Annotated in this window: 15 protein-coding genes; 6 read left to right on the forward strand and 9 right to left on the reverse strand. The window is 43.6% G+C overall.

The annotated features are described in order from the left end of the window. Positions 1-45: 45 nt before the first annotated feature. The 6 genes from ACO06Y_RS16550 to ACO06Y_RS16575 all read right to left on the reverse strand — a co-directional run bounded on the left by ACO06Y_RS16550 (position 46) and on the right by ACO06Y_RS16575 (position 4938). A complete protein-coding gene (locus ACO06Y_RS16550; protein ID WP_422080113.1) occupies positions 46-543 on the reverse strand; it encodes a GNAT family N-acetyltransferase in 498 nt (165 codons plus the stop codon). Next, positions 540-830, reverse strand: a complete 291-nt coding sequence (locus tag ACO06Y_RS16555; RefSeq protein ID WP_422080114.1) for a DUF1778 domain-containing protein — start codon at positions 828-830, stop codon at positions 540-542. The genes ACO06Y_RS16550 and ACO06Y_RS16555 overlap by 4 nt, the downstream gene beginning before the upstream one ends. Positions 831-1468: 638 nt before the next feature. Beyond that, positions 1469-2008, reverse strand: a complete 540-nt coding sequence (locus ACO06Y_RS16560) for a hypothetical protein (RefSeq protein ID WP_422080115.1) — start codon at positions 2006-2008, stop codon at positions 1469-1471. A 27-nt stretch (positions 2009-2035) separates the two neighbouring features. After that, the gene (locus ACO06Y_RS16565) at positions 2036-2770 is read right to left on the reverse strand and encodes a hypothetical protein (RefSeq protein WP_422080116.1); all 735 of its coding nucleotides are present in this window, start codon (positions 2768-2770) and stop codon (positions 2036-2038) included. Positions 2771-2783: 13 nt separating this feature from the next. Then, entirely contained in the window at positions 2784-4088 is a 1305-nt protein-coding gene (locus ACO06Y_RS16570; RefSeq protein WP_422080117.1) for an FAD-binding oxidoreductase, read from the reverse strand. A gap of 19 nt (positions 4089-4107) precedes the next feature. Continuing rightward, entirely contained in the window at positions 4108-4938 is an 831-nt protein-coding gene (locus ACO06Y_RS16575; protein ID WP_422080118.1) for a helix-turn-helix domain-containing protein, read from the reverse strand. A gap of 274 nt (positions 4939-5212) precedes the next feature. Here ACO06Y_RS16575 and ACO06Y_RS16580 point away from each other — a divergent pair, with 274 nt between their 5' ends. Together ACO06Y_RS16580 and ACO06Y_RS16585 are read left to right on the forward strand one after the other, a co-directional pair. After that, positions 5213-6706, forward strand: a complete 1494-nt coding sequence (locus ACO06Y_RS16580) for an amidohydrolase family protein (protein ID WP_422080119.1) — start codon at positions 5213-5215, stop codon at positions 6704-6706. Positions 6707-6952: 246 nt separating this feature from the next. Beyond that, positions 6953-8308 (forward strand): hypothetical protein, encoded by a 1356-nt coding sequence (locus ACO06Y_RS16585; protein WP_422080120.1) that lies wholly within the window; start codon positions 6953-6955, stop codon positions 8306-8308. 407 nt (positions 8309-8715) lie between these two features. Here ACO06Y_RS16585 and ACO06Y_RS16590 read toward each other — a convergent pair whose 3' ends face one another. Then, positions 8716-9273, reverse strand: a complete 558-nt coding sequence (locus tag ACO06Y_RS16590; protein WP_422080121.1) for a gluconate 2-dehydrogenase subunit 3 family protein — start codon at positions 9271-9273, stop codon at positions 8716-8718. Then, complete coding sequence (locus ACO06Y_RS16595; RefSeq protein ID WP_422080122.1) at positions 9270-10979, reverse strand: GMC oxidoreductase; 1710 nt, start codon at positions 10977-10979, stop codon at positions 9270-9272. Before ACO06Y_RS16595 ends, ACO06Y_RS16590 begins: the two co-directional genes overlap by 4 nt. Before the next feature lie 180 nt (positions 10980-11159). On the opposite strand from ACO06Y_RS16595, the gene ACO06Y_RS16600 reads away from it, so the two are divergent. The 4 genes from ACO06Y_RS16600 to ACO06Y_RS16615 all read left to right on the forward strand — a co-directional run bounded on the left by ACO06Y_RS16600 (position 11160) and on the right by ACO06Y_RS16615 (position 15826). Further along, positions 11160-11732, forward strand: a complete 573-nt coding sequence (locus ACO06Y_RS16600; RefSeq protein WP_422080123.1) for a Crp/Fnr family transcriptional regulator — start codon at positions 11160-11162, stop codon at positions 11730-11732. Between the two features lie 212 nt (positions 11733-11944). Then, positions 11945-12586 (forward strand): DUF3313 domain-containing protein, encoded by a 642-nt coding sequence (locus ACO06Y_RS16605; RefSeq protein ID WP_422080124.1) that lies wholly within the window; start codon positions 11945-11947, stop codon positions 12584-12586. Positions 12587-12711: 125 nt separating this feature from the next. Continuing rightward, the gene (locus ACO06Y_RS16610) at positions 12712-13818 is read left to right on the forward strand and encodes an Acg family FMN-binding oxidoreductase (protein ID WP_422080125.1); all 1107 of its coding nucleotides are present in this window, start codon (positions 12712-12714) and stop codon (positions 13816-13818) included. Positions 13819-14011: 193 nt separating this feature from the next. Then, a complete protein-coding gene (locus ACO06Y_RS16615) occupies positions 14012-15826 on the forward strand; it encodes an adenylate/guanylate cyclase domain-containing protein (RefSeq protein WP_422080126.1) in 1815 nt (604 codons plus the stop codon). A 52-nt stretch (positions 15827-15878) separates the two neighbouring features. On the opposite strand, the gene ACO06Y_RS16620 is transcribed toward ACO06Y_RS16615, so the two are convergent. Then, complete coding sequence (locus tag ACO06Y_RS16620; protein WP_422080127.1) at positions 15879-17378, reverse strand: PQQ-dependent sugar dehydrogenase; 1500 nt, start codon at positions 17376-17378, stop codon at positions 15879-15881. Positions 17379-17437 lie beyond the last annotated feature (59 nt).

Genomic DNA, 17437 nt, shown 5'->3' on the forward strand with positions numbered 1-17437 from the left:
GGAGAAAGCGCGTAAATTTCCAAGCACTTGCTCACATATATATATTTAAAATAGTTGTTGAACAGTCTTCATAGGTAAAAACATTTTACCACTGTCAGGAAGCTTTATGAAACCATATTTTGTGTAGAAGTTTTCCGCGTCTTTATCGATTGGATCCACAATGACGGCAAATGACCCAATCTCTTTTGAAATCAAATAACTCCTTTTGAGTGCTTCAATTAGGAGTAGTTTTCCAAGACCGTTTCCCTTGAACTTCTTACCAACTGCCAACCTTCCTAATAAAGTTGTTGGAATTGAAGCGTATGACTTAGGAAGCTTTTTTTTAAAGCTTTCGGGAACCTGTTCAAGAGGAATCCCATTATTTGACAAGGTATAATATCCTTGTACTATTTTATCTTCCCCAACAAAAACAAAGCAAGCCGATAATTTTCTTTTGACATCTTGGCTTGCTTGTTTCTGAATATAATTGTCGAGCATTTCTTTTCCGCAAGAAAACTCCTTTTTAATATGAGAACTATCTAAAGTTTCTGTTAGGAAACTCACTTTGAAACTGATTCATTGTAGTGTTTGGCAGCTTCAATTAAATTTTCATTAGGCTTACCTGCATTAACAATAGCATCAAAGAAAACTTCACTATCTTTTTCACTTTCAATAACTTTTTCCCAATCGCTAACAATTAATTTTGCTTTTTCTTGAGTAGCAGATATAACAAAATCAGTCAGGCTGCGAAAGCCTCCTAAACTAGCTGCCCTCTCAAAAAACACTTTTTGCTTCTTAGGAAGTCTAGTATCGAATCGGGCTTTCTCTTCGTTAATCGCTTTTGTTTCCATGATTATTTTTTTCAAATGTACGTACAATTTCCGTACCATACAAATAATTGTACGCTTTTTTTCCGTACAAAGATATGGGTAATTCCTTTTTCTCGCGTGTGTCAAGCCACAAATGCGAAGCATTCATGAATTCCTTTAAAAAACAATAAACAAGCCTATGAATAAACCTGCCTGCACACCAAAGGTATGTAAACCGGCAGGCAGGCATTACCCTCCCCTCCTATCCTCCTTCGCCATAGCTTCGGCGGACAAGCTCTTCGGGTCGTGTAAAAAGTGTTTACTCGCGCCATTTTCATTTGTAAATAGGTGCTCGTGAATCTTGAATAGGTTTGGCTGGCACCTAATCTTATTCTCCGATTTCATTACCTTTTTTGGAGAAGAAATTTTTCAGCGAGTGCAGTACAAACTTGGCCAACGTACCATCTCGCTCAAAAAAGAAAAGGTCTACCAGACCTTCTCTTTTTATGACGTACCAAAGCAAAGTCACCCGCCTCCGTTATCACTACGGCGGACAGGCATAACCTGCCCGAAATGAATGGATTCATTTCAGTCAGGCGGCGCGGTACATTATAGAACAGATAAACTTTTCCATAACCCGACATTGTGTAAAATTGATTTGGGAGTCGTTCCATGTGTGTTTAGTATGACGGATCGATTTTCTTGATACGGTTGGCAAAAATGATGAAGCCCAGCCCGCCGAGCACTATGAGAAAACCGGCGACGGTAAGACCTGAAGCCGTGCTTTTAAGGAGCGACATAAAGAGGACAAAGGAGCCAATGAGGTTTACTGCCCCGACCACGAGCCTGGTCATCAAAATGGACTTGTCCACTTTAAAACTGCTCCGAAGTACGGAAAAGGCGAACACGATCTCGAAAAGACCATACGCCATAATGAAATAGGTGGTCAGCTTCAGGAACATATCCAAAGTGTCGGGCCAAATCGCTATCAATACCGCAAAGGAAACCAATCCCATGCCCTGGAGCATGTGGAACGTTTTTGCGACTTTATGTTGTCCGTTGACCTGGGAAAAGATAAATGCCAGTATTCCGGAAATGAAAAGGAAAAGCGGTACCAAGATTTTGGAGGTTCCCACTCCGATGGAAGTTGACAGCAATAAGGTTATACCCACTGCTAGCATGGCGACGCCGCTCAGGGTAAGGTAAATCGGTTTGTTCATGATCGTATATTGTGGTTATTGTTCAAATTAATGGGCATCCCCTTTTTCCCCATCCACCCATCGTTGCATCATCACCCTCTGGGCGGGTGTCTGTTGGGTTCCACCTGCCAGGATATCGAGGAACCTGTCCCAAAGGGTTTTCTTTTGGGATGCTTCTTTCTTTAATTGCTCGTAGGCCGCCATGTATTCTTCGGTATATTTATGCGCATCATCGGTCGAATAGCTTGAGGGGATGTTCTTGAGTATGGTGTCGCTCAGCTCGTCAATTTCATCGGGAGTACATTTTTTCATAAGTCCCAATTGTATTCCAATCGCCTTTGCCTCACGACCAATAGATTTATGTGAGTCCATGATTCCTTTCCAGAGCTCGCCCCATGCCCCTCTTTTGTTTTCGGGAAGGCTTGTTTGACCAAGTCCCTTCATTTTTTCATAAGAGGCCTCCATTGTGGAAACATGCCCGGGATAATCGTTCCATCTTGCAGAAAGCCCTTCAGTGGACTTTTCCTTTATCCTGGAAATGACAAATTGCATGATGTCCTCCAAATGGGATTTTGAGGCATTGTAATCTATGAGTTCACTGGCCCATTGTTGTTTTGTGGCATCCAAGCCGTAAATATTGATCATTCCGGTCGCCTTGTCCATATCCTCTTTCAGGACAGCTCCCAGGGCTTTCATGGATGACCAGTTGTCTGAGACCGACAAGGCATACTGCCGTATGGTTACTACGGCTTCGATAATCGGGTTGAATTCTTTTTGTTCCATATGGTTATAGTTGTTATCTGAATGCAAATTCTTCGTCGTGGATGTCCTGTTCTTTGACACCCTCCGCTTTGAGCTGTTTGAAAAGGCTTCTTTTCAAGGGTTCCGGTCCACAGATGAAATAAACTTTCTTTTGTGGGTCACGAATGCTCATATCGTCAATATTGATATGCCCTCGTTTATCGGATGGCCAAAGGACAAAATCCAACATGGGATTGTTCTTTGCTGCCTCTTCCAATCGCTTTCTATATGGGGCCTTGTCCTCATTGGCAACGCACCAAAAAAGGGTGATTTTATTCGTATAGTAATCTTTTATAAGCGATAGGAACGGCGTTATCCCTATTCCTCCGGCCACCCAAACTTGTTCCTTTTCCTTGGAATGGGCCGTGGTGAACTTTCCATAGGGCCCCTCTACTCGCACATCATCCCCTTCCTTGAGCTTACTCGCCAATCCATTGGTAAAATCCCCTAGACCTTTGATGGTTATTTGGAGCTGACCTTTATCATGGGGATGGCTGCTGATGGTAAAGGGATGCTGCTCCCTTTTGTTTACAGTTGGAAAAGTGAAAAAGGCAAACTGTCCCGCCCTGAATTCAAGTTCTTCGCCTTTTGGCACAAGCCCCAATTCGGTAATCCCGTTACCCAAGTCCTTAACAGTATTCACACTATAGTGAAGTTTCTTGTTAAAGAGACCAAAAAGAAAGGCACGGTAGAACCAAGCGCCAATACCGATAAAGGCCATCCCGAAAACATAGACCCTGGTAATGGGAAGTTCCTTGATAAGGCTCAACACCATCATTCCGTGTACAACACCCATTACATAGAAAACCCCCATCAGCTTGTGAAAGTTTATCCACTTGTGGTAGGGTATCTTTCTTTTGAAAATCGGGGCAGCCGATAGGATAACCCCAATAATAATAAGTGCGAATGCATAAAAGCCCAAGGGCTTTCCGGGATTGAACTCTACCAAATCCCTAGGCACAATAAAGAAATGTGCCAGCAAAAGGAATACGGCAATCACTCCAGACCTGCGGTGTATCAAATACATTTTGTCGAGGCCGCCGAAAAGGTTCTCTACCCATCGGGCACGTGTGGCCATCAAAAAGTTAAAGGCGAATACGGTCACTACCCAGGATGAGAACACTTCACCTAGTATGCGGTGCGGATTATTCCAAGTTACGTCCGTTAACTCTCCAAAGAACATGGTATCTGACGATACCTCTTTGAAAGATCCCAGATAGAAGTAAAGGTCTATGGCCCAAAAAATAAAATGGATACCAACAATGATCGGAAAATAGATTTCCTGCTTAAGTCGTCTCATGGCTATGGTTTTGGCAAACCTATAGCTTCTTGATATTTCTCAATTGTATAAATTGGTCATTTTGGCCCTTGTACAAGGCCGTTGGCGTTTGACCCGTATGCTTCTTTACCTCACGGATAAAATGAGCTTGGTCGAAGAAGCCTTTTTCAGGGAAAAACTCACCTTCGGTTATCGTTAAATAGGAACGATAGCATTTTCTGATGTTCAAGTACTTTTTTAGGGAAATACCGATATACTTGTTCAGGTACCTATTGATTTCCCTTTGTGACCAATGGATTTGTTGGGCCACTTCCCGCGCTTGGATGTCCTCATGATTACTGTAAAGGAATTGACTTAATCGTATCCTGTTTGCCCTTATCTGTTCTTTTGCGGGAAGTTTACTTAATAGGACGCTCTCCAGTTGTTTCACAACATCCTCGAATGCTCCAAAATCAACTTTGTCAATTCCAAGATAATCGGTCCTCTTTTGCTCAACACTGTTCAGAATGGAGGCAATCTCCCTCTTGAAGATGATTTCGGACGCGATTATTTTGAATTTAATTCCATAGGTGGTGACCTTTGGCGGGATTACAATATCTATTTCATTGGCCCATATTCCCGTTAGGAAATACGCTGTTGTCTTACCATTCCATAGTTGAATAATGAGCTTAAAATAACCATCGGGGCAAATGGTCATCGGTTGTGGTTTATTGGAAAGGTTCTCTGCCTTAAAATAAAGGGACACGTAATCATCAAGGCCATCCGATGGATAGACCTCATTATAGACATGTTCTTTGTTTATGGACATAAATAGTTTTGAATCCCCAAACATATCGTTCTGAATTTTTACTCCATTGTATAAAATAGTCATTTTTGACCTACATATAATTAATCATAATATTGTAATTAGTCATAATATTGACCAAAGGTTTGTATTTGCCAGTACTGTCGGTGAACTTACAAGATTCCAAACACAGGCAACCATTAGTATTCTATTTACGTCTTTATAGAAAAACAACAAGAGCAATACAAAATACAGTATACACAATTACACCTTTGATTTCCATAAGATTAAACCATGCCCAATCGGCAAAGAACAATTAGGATATAATCTTATTCAGTTAAAGGACCAAAGAAGCTGATCAATGAAAAAATTACTTACTATTCTCCTTGTTACAATTTTGTGCTCTTGTAAGGACAATACAAAACAACTAAATCTTACGGAAGGGGTATACCTATCGAATGTTACCATAATCTCAACAGAAGATGGCACTTACCGCCCTTATATAGGTCATTTAGTGGTTGAAAAAGATGGAATTGTTTATGTGGGCAAAAATAAGCCAAGTATAAGTGGAACATTTGAACAGATCGATGGAACTGGAAAATTCATAATTCCAGGCTTAATCGATAGTCATGTTCATATTCCAGGGGTGCAAGGAATGCTTCCCCATCATATAGAAAAATACCCTGAACTGGCCACTGCGTTTAAAAGCCAAATGCCCAAAAGCTATTTATACTATGGTTTTACCACACTTATTGACCTTGGGGGCATATCAGAAGAACTTATCACTTCTTTTAACAAACAAGAAGTAAAACCCGATTTATATCATGTTGGATATTCTGGAGCTGCGGTTGCCAATGGTTACCCCATGAATTTTACACCTGAAGAATTTCGATTTGATGCTGTGCCAAATTTCATATATATGGAAAGTCAGGCAGAAAATATACCGGATAAATATGATCCTGCCGATCATACCCCCAGAGCAGTTGTTAAGCGCATCAAAAATTCTGGGGCCATCGCCGTAAAATCGTATTATGAATCAGGTTTTGGACGTATGATGGGGTTGCCTGTTCCAACCAAAGGCATTATGAAAGATTTGCTTACGGAAGCACATTCCAATGGGCTTGTCCTAACAGTTCACGCCAATTCACTTGAAGCACATTCTTTTTTGGTGGATATAGGAGTGGACATTATAGCGCATGGCATATGGAACTGGGGAAAGTACAAAGATGTACCAACAGATTCTCTTCCATTGGAAATAAAAAGAACATTGGATCTACAAATTCAAAAACAAATAGGCTATACCCCCACCTTAACGGTCATTGAAGGAGAGAAAGCACTGGTTGATACTGAATTTCTTGATCAGCCCGGCTTAGAAAAGGTAGTCCCCAAAGATTTACTTGAATGGTATAAAACGGAAGAGGCACAATGGTTCGCCAAAGAAATTTTTAATGAACTTACTGTAGAAGAGGTTCATACAATCTATGATAATGTACAAGCTCATGCAATGCTAGCCTTAAAATACCTTTCTGACCATAATGGTCTAATTTTATTTGGCTCGGATACTCCATCTGCCCCTACTTATGGCAATCAACCGGGTCATAATGGAAATTGGGAGCTTAAATTGATGAAAGAAGCGGGAGTCCCTTTACATAAAATATTGGCGTCCGCTACATTTAACAATGCCAAAGCTTTTCATTTGGATTCTTCCCTTGGCTCATTGGCCATCGGAAAAAAAGCAAATATAATTATGATGGCTAAAAACCCTTTACTGGATATTGAAGCCTATGATGCCATAGAGAAAGTTGTTATTGGAGGCAAAGTCATAAAAAGACAAGATTTGGAGGTCACAGAATAACTGGCTACAACATGTATCAACAAAATAAGATTCAATTAGTTGTAAAAAACTTCAATATTAACTAGTTGTACATTTTAATTTACCATTTACACGCAGTACATCAAAACGCAAAGAATATTATGTAGCAAATTGCATATAGCTATGCTATTTATCGATGAACTGCAAGAATTTCAGCACACTCTTCGATTTTTCGACGAACGACACATAGGCATGAATAATTTTCATAGGATTTAACGTTAAAGGACTATGAAAAGACTAGCTTTTGTACTGTTTTACCTTGTTTTTGTATTCACCTCCTGCTCTACCGACGCTAATGAGATGATTGACGAAAACAATATGGATGCGACTGACGAAAACGATAATACGCTCAATGATGAAGGCGATAATGCGATGAATGGTGAAGAAAGTAGTGACACTTTCTCTCCTCTTGGTGACGACTTTCAAGTCAATTCGTATACAAACAAGAATCAGAATTACCCTAAAGTTGCTGTTGCTCCAGATGGCAAGGCCATAGTGGTTTGGGAAAGCGATGGGCAGGATAACGATGGCCTTGCGGTAGCTGCCCAGCGGTATAATTCGGATGGATCCAAACGGGGTGATGAATTTGTGGTAAACACAGAAACCGAGTCGACTCAAAGCCAACCCACGGTTGCCGTTGCAGATGATGGTTCACATATCATTTTGTGGCGAAGCAAAAATCAGGATGGTGACGGTTTTGGGGTGTACGCCCAAAGATATGACAGCTCTGGCAATACGATTGGTAGCGAATTTAGAATTAATGAAGAAACGAACTCTGATCAAGATCAGGCTTATGCCGCGTACCACAGTAATGGAAACTTGATGGTTATTTGGGAAAGTGCAGACCAGGATGGACAGGCAGGTGAAATCTACGCCCGGGTTTACGATGATAACTTCAATGACATAAGTAACGGTGAATTTCGCGTAAATACCGTTACAAATGGATGGCAAAATACGGCTAGAATCGCAGCGGTACCCAGTGGTTTTATAGTGGTTTGGGAGAGTCTAAACATTGATAACGAAAGAATCGCAATCGTTTTTAAGCGCTTTGACAGTGAAGGTAATGCATTAATGACCATGGAAGAGCAAGTTAACACGCGCCAAATCTGTGATCAAAAAAACCCGGATATTGCTACCCAAGCAGATGGAAAGTTTGTAATTGTCTGGGAACATCTTGAAGATCCGGAGAAATGTAGCAGCGCTCAAACCTTGGCTAGTGATATCGCGGCACGAATCTACAACAGTGATGGCACTGCCTTAACGGATGAAATTATACTTAGCCAAAACACCAGTGGCAATCAAAATCTTGGAATTGTCAACGACTACCGGGGTGGTTTTGTTGCCGTTTGGCAAGCAGATGCTTCATCAAATGATAGTAGCGATGAAATATATGGGCGACGTTTGCTAAATACAGGCACACTCAATGGGGATATGTTTCAAGTAAATACCAACACGGACAGCTATCAAGTCTTTCCGGCCATTGCCGCTGCACCAGACGGCGTTCTATTTGCCGCTTGGGGGTCATGGTCCGGCGATGGTAATGGTACCAGCATTAGAGCACGTCAATTAAAGGTTGGTCAGTAGCAACCATTTACAAAATCGGTTCTGACGCTTAAGCATTGTATCAATACCGATTTTGAGAGGCAAAATTATTGTCCTATTCTTATGGAACTCAAAGAGGCAGTTATGAAGATTTCCTTAAACATTGAAAAAGGTATTTAGTCTAGCTTTCCATTCCACACACACGCCTGCATACCAAAGGTATGTAAACCGGCAGGCTTTACCCTCCCCTACTCCCCTTCTTCGCTTTTCAAGCTTCGAAGGATTCGTTTACAGCTCGTTAAACAAATATTTACTCGCGCCATTTTCATTTATAAATGGGTGCTCGTGAATCTTGAATGAGTTTGGCTGGCACCTAATCTCATTCTTCGGTTTCATTACCTTTTTTGATGAAGTTTTTAGAAGAAATTTTTGAAGAATAACTGGTACTACTAACTTTCAGACCAAGTTTTGCCACCATACTTGTTAATTGGAATACATCCCTCATAAGTTCCGGGAACAGGATCGTGGGACAATACTTGGGTAGCCCCTACCTCAGAGGTAAAAAAGCCCAATAAGGTGGTGCTTCGCATAATTTGGAAAAAGGACTCAGGGCCTTCCCGTTCCACTTCACTGGATAAATCCTGTAAGACCTCAATTCTTTTATCATTGCCCAAATTTGAAAATCCCATCCCTTGAAGTTCTTTTAGGCCATCTCTAACGGTCTTTTGTTCTGCCGGATCAAAATACCCGTACAACATTTCGTCTATGAAGCGATGAACCAAGGCGTCGGATGCTCCTGGGGTTTCAGTACGTGGGATGAGAATATCAACGATTATTTCCGTTAACACTGCCTCGTCCTTGGTCATGAATTTTGGCGACCAGTTCAATTCCTTGGGTGCTTCACAGCCACCAAGTGCGCCTGTCCAGAGCGAAGTAGTCAATACCCCTCCCACTAATATCGAAGTCCTTTCCAAGGCCTTTCTTCTATTAATTTTATCCGAGTTCATAGATTGCCTTTTTTAAGTTGGTCTACGGCATAGTCACATGCCCTGGCCGTGAGTGCCATATAGGTCAGTGAAGGATTTCCCCATCCATTGGAGTTCATACAGGAACCATCCGTCACGAAAATATTCGGGATATCGTGTACCTGATTCCATTTATTGAGCACGGAGGTCTTTGGGTCTTCGCCCATTCTTGCCGTACCCATTTCGTGTATGCTCAAACCAGGCTCACTTGGATCATCATACGTATGGATATCCCTAAATCCGGAAGCATCGAGCATTTCTGCACTGGAAGTCATCATTTCTTTTCGCATGGCGGATTCATTTTCACCAAATTCCATGTCGGTTACCAACATAGGCAGTCCCCAAGGATCTCGCTTGTTGTGATCCAAATATATCCTGTTCTTATGATCGGGCAAACACTCGCCAAAGGCTAGAAATGTAAACGTCCAAGGACCGGGCTTGGTTAGACTATTCTTCCATTCGGCCCCAAAATCATTACCTTCGAAACCTCTATCCCATCCCTCACGACCTGACCAGCCATAGGTGCTGAACCCTCGTAGATAGTCTTTCCTTTTCGTCTTGGCGTCAAGATTTTGAAATCGAGGCACCAACACATCTACCGGACGCCTGCCTTTGTGATAGGAATCTTCAAAACCGTCATACGTGCCATAGGCACCAACCTGGAAATGATTGTCCATTAGATTATGCCCCAACTCCCCACTCGAGCTCGCCAAACCATCCGGGAAACTATGGGCAACCGAATTGAGCAGAATACTGGTACTGCCAAGCGTTGATGCACATAGAAAGATGATCTTGGCGTTGTACGTTATGGTCTCTTTTGTCTCGGCATCCACGATTTGTACCCCGGAGGCTTTTTTGGTTTGCTTTTCATACAGGAGGGTATGCACAATCGAATTTGGCCGCAATGTCATGTTGCCTGTCTTTTCAGCGGCAATCAAGGTTACCGAATTACTGCTAAAGTAAGCCCCAAAGGGACAACCTCTTCTACATTTGTTACGGGCCATACATTGGCCACGACCCCCATGGGGCCTAGTAAGGTTAACCGTCCTTCCTATGGTCAATTTACGGTCATCAAAATGTTCCTCAATTTTACCTGCCACATGCTTTTCCAAACAGCTCATTTCCCAAGGCGGGAGAAACTTCCCATCGGGTACTTGTGGTAATCCGTCACGTGATCCACTAACACCAATGTACGACTCAACATAGTCGTACCAGGGCTCTATATCCTTGTATCTGATCGGCCAATCCAAACCAACGCCATCACGGGCATTGGCACCGAATTCCAAATCTCCCCTGCGATACGCCCATCGCCCCCAAATGAGTGACCTTCCGCCAACTTGATATCCCCGGGTCCAAAGAAAGGGTTTCTTTTGCTCATACGGGTTTTCATTGTCCTTGACAAAAAAATGTTTGGTTGACTGATCAACGGCATAGGATGACCTACTTTGAACGGGATAGATTTCCCGGCGTTCCTTAGGCGTCAATCGGTTGCCATAAGGGTGTTCCCAAGGGTTCAGATTCATTGTAGGGTAATCCGCAAGATGCCTTACCATTCTTCCCCTCTCCAGGACCAATGTCCTTAAGCCCTTTTCGGAAAGCTCCTTTGCCGCCCAACCGCCACTTATACCAGTCCCCACAACGATAGCGTCGTATGTGTGTTGTTTCCTTGATTTGATATTTAGGTTCATAAATAAAAGGCTAGGTGTTTAGGTAAAACTAATAATAAAAGTGACAATAATTTTACCTGACCCATAAATAGGGTAGCCTACTTCGCCGAAATGGCATGGCTACGGCCATTAACGTTTCCCTTAAAGATATACCGGTATATTATGTATTTATACTTGATTCATTTCGCTACCTTGCCAATTATGGAAACACTAAAGGATACCTTGCTACAACTCGCTAGTTTTTCCGATTGGGAAGTGGAGGATATCATATCCCATTTTAAACCCGTTACGCTTAAGAAGAAGGAAAGCTTGCTTACCAATGGCCAGGTATGTCGCCAAATAGCCTATATTGAAAAAGGATCCTTGATCTATTTACAGATAAGTCCGGAAGGAGACCCTATTGCCATTGATTTTGCCTTTGAAGGAGAATTTGTGGCCTACCTGCAAAGTTTTCTAACCGAGACCCCGGCAGATATTGATATCATTGCCAATGAACCTACCCAGCTGCTGGTGATATCCAAGGAACACTTATACCATCTTTATGAAAAGTATTCCAAAATGGAAAGAATAGGTCGATTGCTGCTTGAAGAGGGACTGATGAAGATGGCAAAAGGAAGAACCATTTTTCAAACCATGGACAATCGGGAGCGCTACCTCTATGTTATGAAACACAGCTCCAAAATATTGGAAAGGATCCCGCAATATCACATTGCCACCTATCTGGGAATCAAGCCGGAATCCCTAAGCAGAATACGTCGTAGCCTTACGCAATGAGATCAACCCACCAAAGAGCCATTACCTTATCCACATGCCTTAAAGGAAGAGGGCTAGATTAAAAGTAAGGTGATTTTAAAGGATTACACCTACCGAATTCAACCGGATTTTCGTGCGAACTCCTTCAAATGATTTCTTAACAGTTGTCAATGAAATTGGATAAAATACGCTCTAGCTTTGCTTGTGAATTAAACACTTAAAACCGTAAACCGATGAAAAAATCACAAAAATCCAAGAATCCGATGACCAAGATGCTATCATTTGTTTTTATTATCCTCTTGGCTAGCTGCGCTACAACCAAATCACCTTCCAATTCTGGTTTTCTGGAAGACTACTCTAGGCTTCGAGCGGATCAAAATGGGGACCGAAGTATGCAATGGTGGGAAAAGAAAGACTTTAATTGGAGTCAATACCGGAAGATTATGCTGGACCCTGTTGTTCTGTATGACCATATGGAAGCGAAGGACAAAAAAATAGATTCGGAAAAAGCAAAGAAACTGACGGACTACTTTCGAAATACCGTTGAGAAAAAATTGGCCAATAAGTATCCTATCGTCATTGCCCCCGGCCCGGATGTCTTAAGGATTAGAACAGCCATAACCGAGATAATCCCGGCAAGTCCGACCATCAATTATCCAGCCATGGCCGTGGCGTTTTTCCCTATCGATATGGGTGGGGCCGTGATTGAAGTAGAATTTCTGGATTCGGAAACAAATGAGGTGATAGCCACTATGGTGGACAAGAAAATGGGCAGCCCTTTTAAACCACGGGCCTTTTCGAGAATGGGTTATACCAGGGCCGCTTTTGATGGTTGGGCCAAAGAGTTGAGAATTGCACTCGATACCAATCCATAAAAGGATCCTTTGGTTCCGAAACGGGAAATACAAAGGTACCGGTTGATTCCGGCAGGTTTGAAACGCCGTTATTTCCTCCTGAAATTTCATTAAGACTTGGACGGCATTTTTAAAGATATCCGAAAATGAAAAGACGAAAATTCATGGCCCTAGCGGGAATGGGCACCATTGCCGCAAGTGGATTGGCTTACCAAATACAGGGTAACCATCAATCCGATACATACGGGCAACGTGTAGCCGATACATGGCGGCATACGAATACGGTATCCCTATCAAGTAATAAAGTGATGGAAGAACTGGTTAGATATGGCACTTTGGCCGCTAACAGTCATAACACGCAACCTTGGCTGTTCAAAATCGGAAACCAAAGCATAACCATACTTCCTGATTTCAAGAGGCGTTGCCCGTCCGTGGATCCAGATGACCACCATCTTTATGCCAGCTTGGGATGCGCCGCCGAAAATATAGCGCATGCGGCAATGGCGTTTGGGTTATATGCCAACATCACGGTCCATGATAAGGCCAAAGAAGTCATTCGGATAGCTTTTGCTCAGGTTCCATCGGTCAGGTCCGAATTGTTCCAAGCGATACCCAAAAGACAGTGTACGAGAGCCGCTTATAATGGGAAGAAGGTATCACCACACGAGCTCAAGATCCTGGAGGTCGCCACTGAATGCGATGGAATATCAACCCGAATATTTACCAGCGAAAATGATATGGAAACGATTCTAGAGTATGTGGTTGCAGGAAATACCGATCAAATGCAGGACGGTGGATTTGTTCAGGAACTCAAGGATTGGTTGCGATTTAACCCAGCTACCGCCATGAAATATGGAGATGGACTTTTTACGGCGACTTCCGGCAATCCAACTTTCCCCGATTGGTTGGGCGGCTGGGTGTTTGACCTTGCGTTCACTGAAAAAATTGAGAATGAAAAATACAGGGACCAATTAAGGACGGCTGCGGGGGTAATTGCCTTTATCTCCGAAAAAGACGATATAACGCATTGGATACAGGCAGGAAGAAGCTACCAGCGTTTTGCCCTTCAGGCTACCGCATTGGGATTACAGCATTCCTTTGTTAATCAGGCCGTGGAAGTACCGGAAGTACGAAAACAATTGGCAAACTATTTCAATATTGGAGAAAGACGAACAGATTTGTTGGTACGTTTTGGTTATGGCCCTAGGCTACCAAGATCCTTAAGAAGGCCATTGGATCAAGTCATTATTTAGGTAGATTGATAATTTCGTGGATTAGCGGGTTTATTACATCCCAATGTTTTTGGTTATGGATTACAGGTTATTCCATTACCTATCAATTTATATGATCTGGCCTCTTTAATTTAGATTTGGACGGCCGCAGATAAGCCCCAAGGCGACCTTATTCAATGTCGACACATAGGCTTACGTTTCTTATTTTTGCGATATGCAGTATTCGCGAGCCTTTCGGAGGGCAATTTTGTTTATCTATACGTTTTGCGTACCTATTCCCCTAATTTCAGCGGGAGCGGATCTACAAGAACCACCTGATATCGAGGAACTGGAACTCCTCATTGACGCGTACTTCCAGCAACGGGATGAGGAACCGCAAAAAGCGTTGAGAACGATCAGAAAAGCGGTGCGTTTGGCCAACAGGACCTTTTCGGACCGGTCAGCATTAAGCGAATATCATCGTAAGCTGTGGCAACAGGCGGAAGGGTACCTAGCCCTCTCCCAATTTGATCGCGGGCGGTTTTTGGAATCGGAGGAGCATTGGGTCAAAGCCTACGCGATTCACGATACCATTCTGGACACGAACTTGGGAAATGAATTGAAGACGCGCCGGATCCTACTGGATTCCGCCTTGATGGAGGTTAAATTCCCGGAAACCAAGGAATGGCTGCGCAGTTTGAAGCCTGGTAAAAAAGTCGCGGATCAGTTTTCCCGGAGTACCCAGCAAGTAAAGGCGAATATGGAACGGAAGTTGTTCACCAGCGCCGTCCGAAAAGGGAATATCAATTCCGCCCTCAAACACTATAACACGGCCTCCCACCTATTGGATGAATTGGGTGATGAGGCGGCACTGCAGGAGTTGGAGGCCCAATATCAAACCTGGCTCGTCCAAATAGACTCTACCTTAATCGTCAATCATATCAAAGAGGAATTGGTTGTGGAACCCTTGGAAGAGGAAGTAGTTGCGGAACCCCTGGAAAACGATCGTCTGGAAACACTGAAGGCCGAAGCGCAGGCCATAGAAAATTCGGGATTGAGTATTGAGCAGGCCAATTTGTTCGAACGCTACAAATCACTTCAAAAAGCCATTGCCGAAGAAGAGAAAAGAAATGCCTTGGCGCTCCAGGACAAGGAAAACCAGATTCAAAATCAGGAGCTTGAGATACGCGTACTATTGCAAGAAAAGGACATCAGCAAGCTGTCCCTTGAACAACAACGGTTGATCGGTGAAGAGGAAGCCAGGAAAAAGCGAAACCTTATGATCGTCCTGGCACTGGTCTTTGCTTTACTCCTTAGCGTGTTCATCCTATACCGCTATAAAATTAGAGCCAATCGTCAGCTTAACCAAGCCAAAAATGAATTGGCCGTGGCCAATGAAAAGGTGGCCGGACTGTTACAGGAACAATTATCGGCGGATATTGCCGATACCCTGATTAAAGGGGAATCCATAGCGGTAAAAGAAGCCTTTGTGGCCGTTATGTTTGTGGATATTCGAGAGTTTACGCCCATAGTGGCCCAATTAAAACCGGAAGAGATCAACCGGTATCAGAATGCTATATTTGGATTTATGATCGACACCATAGAAACCCATAATGGAAATATCAATCAGCTTTTGGGTGATGGATTCATGGCGACTTTCGGGGCTCCGAAGAGTTTTGGAAATGACGTACAGAACGCGGTGGATGCGGGAATTCAAATACTCAAGGAACTCACCGAAATCAATAGACTTGGAAAAATACCAAAGACGGAAATCGGCATCGGCATCGATTGCGGTGTTGCCGTCATGGGCAATGTAGGGGGTTCCGGGAGAAAACAGTTCAGTATTACCGGAAATGTGGTCATTTCGGCCGCTCGAATCGAGCAGGCGAACAAAACGATCGGTAGCCATTACCTGATCAGTGAGGAAGTGAAACAAAGAGTGACCCTTAAAGTGGAATGTAGGGAACATCAAATAGCCCTAAAGGGCAGACGTGGATTACGCGCACTTTATCAATTGCTTCCCATGGAAGAACCTGCTTTACAATCATGATTCATGGCGATTAGGTATGAAACACGCCATCCAACCTCAAACAAATGGAGCGTTATTGCTCGGGCACCAGGCGTATCAATCTACCGGGGCCCTCTACCACTAGGTATAGATAACCGTCCCTACCCATTTGTGCGTCACGTACCCGGCCGATATCCTCCAATAACGTTTCATGACCAACGACTGTGTTGCCGTTCATCTTTAAACGATGGAGGTATTCGAATTTGAGCGAGCCGACGAACAGGTCATTTCTCCAATTTCCATAAAAATCGCTGGATACAAAGGTCATGCCACAGGGCGCAATGGAAGGGGTCCAGTGATATACGGGCTGTTCCATGCCGTTCAATTCCGTAAGGTCCGTAAATGAACTGCCATCGTAATTGACACCGTATGAAATCACGGGCCAACCGTAGTTGTTCCCTGCTTCCAAAATATTGATTTCGTCACCGCCCTGGGGCCCATGCTCGCCTTCCCAAACCGCTCCAGTTTCCGGATGCAGGTCCATTCCCTGGGGATTGCGTGTGCCGTAGGTGAAAATGGAATTGACCGCTCCGGGGGTAGTATAAAAAGGGTTGTCGGTCGGAATTTCACCGTCGTCATGGATGCGATGTATTTTTCCGTGGGAATTGTCCAAATCCTGAGGATAGGCATCCCGGTTTCCGCGATCGCCTACGGAAACAAATAAGTAGCCATTGTTGTCAAATACGAGTCGTGACCCAAAATGTTGGCCACTATTGAGATACGGCAGTGCCGTAAAGATGTTCTCCACCTCAACCAGGTTGTTGCCCTGCAGCCTGGCCCTGGCCACAGCGGTGGTCCGCTCGGACGAATTATTGGGGTTTACCCGGGAATAGGACAGATAAACGAATGCATTGTTTTCAAAATCGGGATGTATAAGGACATCTAATAAGCCCCCCTGCCCTTGCGAAGCCACATCGGGGACACCGGTAACTTCGGTCAATTGCTTATCATTCCCTACCAAAAATAGCCTTCCCCCGCGCTCGGTCACCAAAATTTCGCCATTGGGCAATTGTTCCAAACCCCAGGGAATGCCGGGAATATCATCGGTTAGGGTCTCCAATCGGAAGGTCAGGTCATCGGATGTGATCAAACCCGACAAATCGGGGTTCTCCGCCTCCAACATCGCTTTGGTCTTTCCATCGATCTCGGTAAGGATATAATTGGTCAGATCCTCGATTTCCTGTGCGGCCAAAGCCGATCCGTAAGCGGGCATGCCATTGTCCGCATACCCATCCGTTATGGATTGTATCACCTCTTCCAGGGAATTCCCATAGGTCCATTCGCGTTCCACAAAGGAACCCAAATCCTGTCCATGGCAACCGCCACATTGATTTCTGTAAGTGAGGGCAACTCCTTCCAAATCCACAATTTCATCGCCCGGATTCATTCCTTCTTCGGGCGACTCGGCATCCTCCGAGTTATTACAGCCCACCAGCAGGGACAACAAAAACAGCCCAATCCATTGCGTTGTGGTATAGGTGAGCTTTAGTTTGAAAGTTATCTGGGAAAACGGATTTGAGGTGATCGGGGCCATAGTATTCCATATTAAGTTATTGGAGCGCTTTTACTAGCTTATGTAGTGGCAAATTCATG

It is taken from the genome of Ulvibacterium sp. (assembly GCF_965228935.1).
Lineage (GTDB): Bacteria > Bacteroidota > Bacteroidia > Flavobacteriales > Flavobacteriaceae > Ulvibacterium.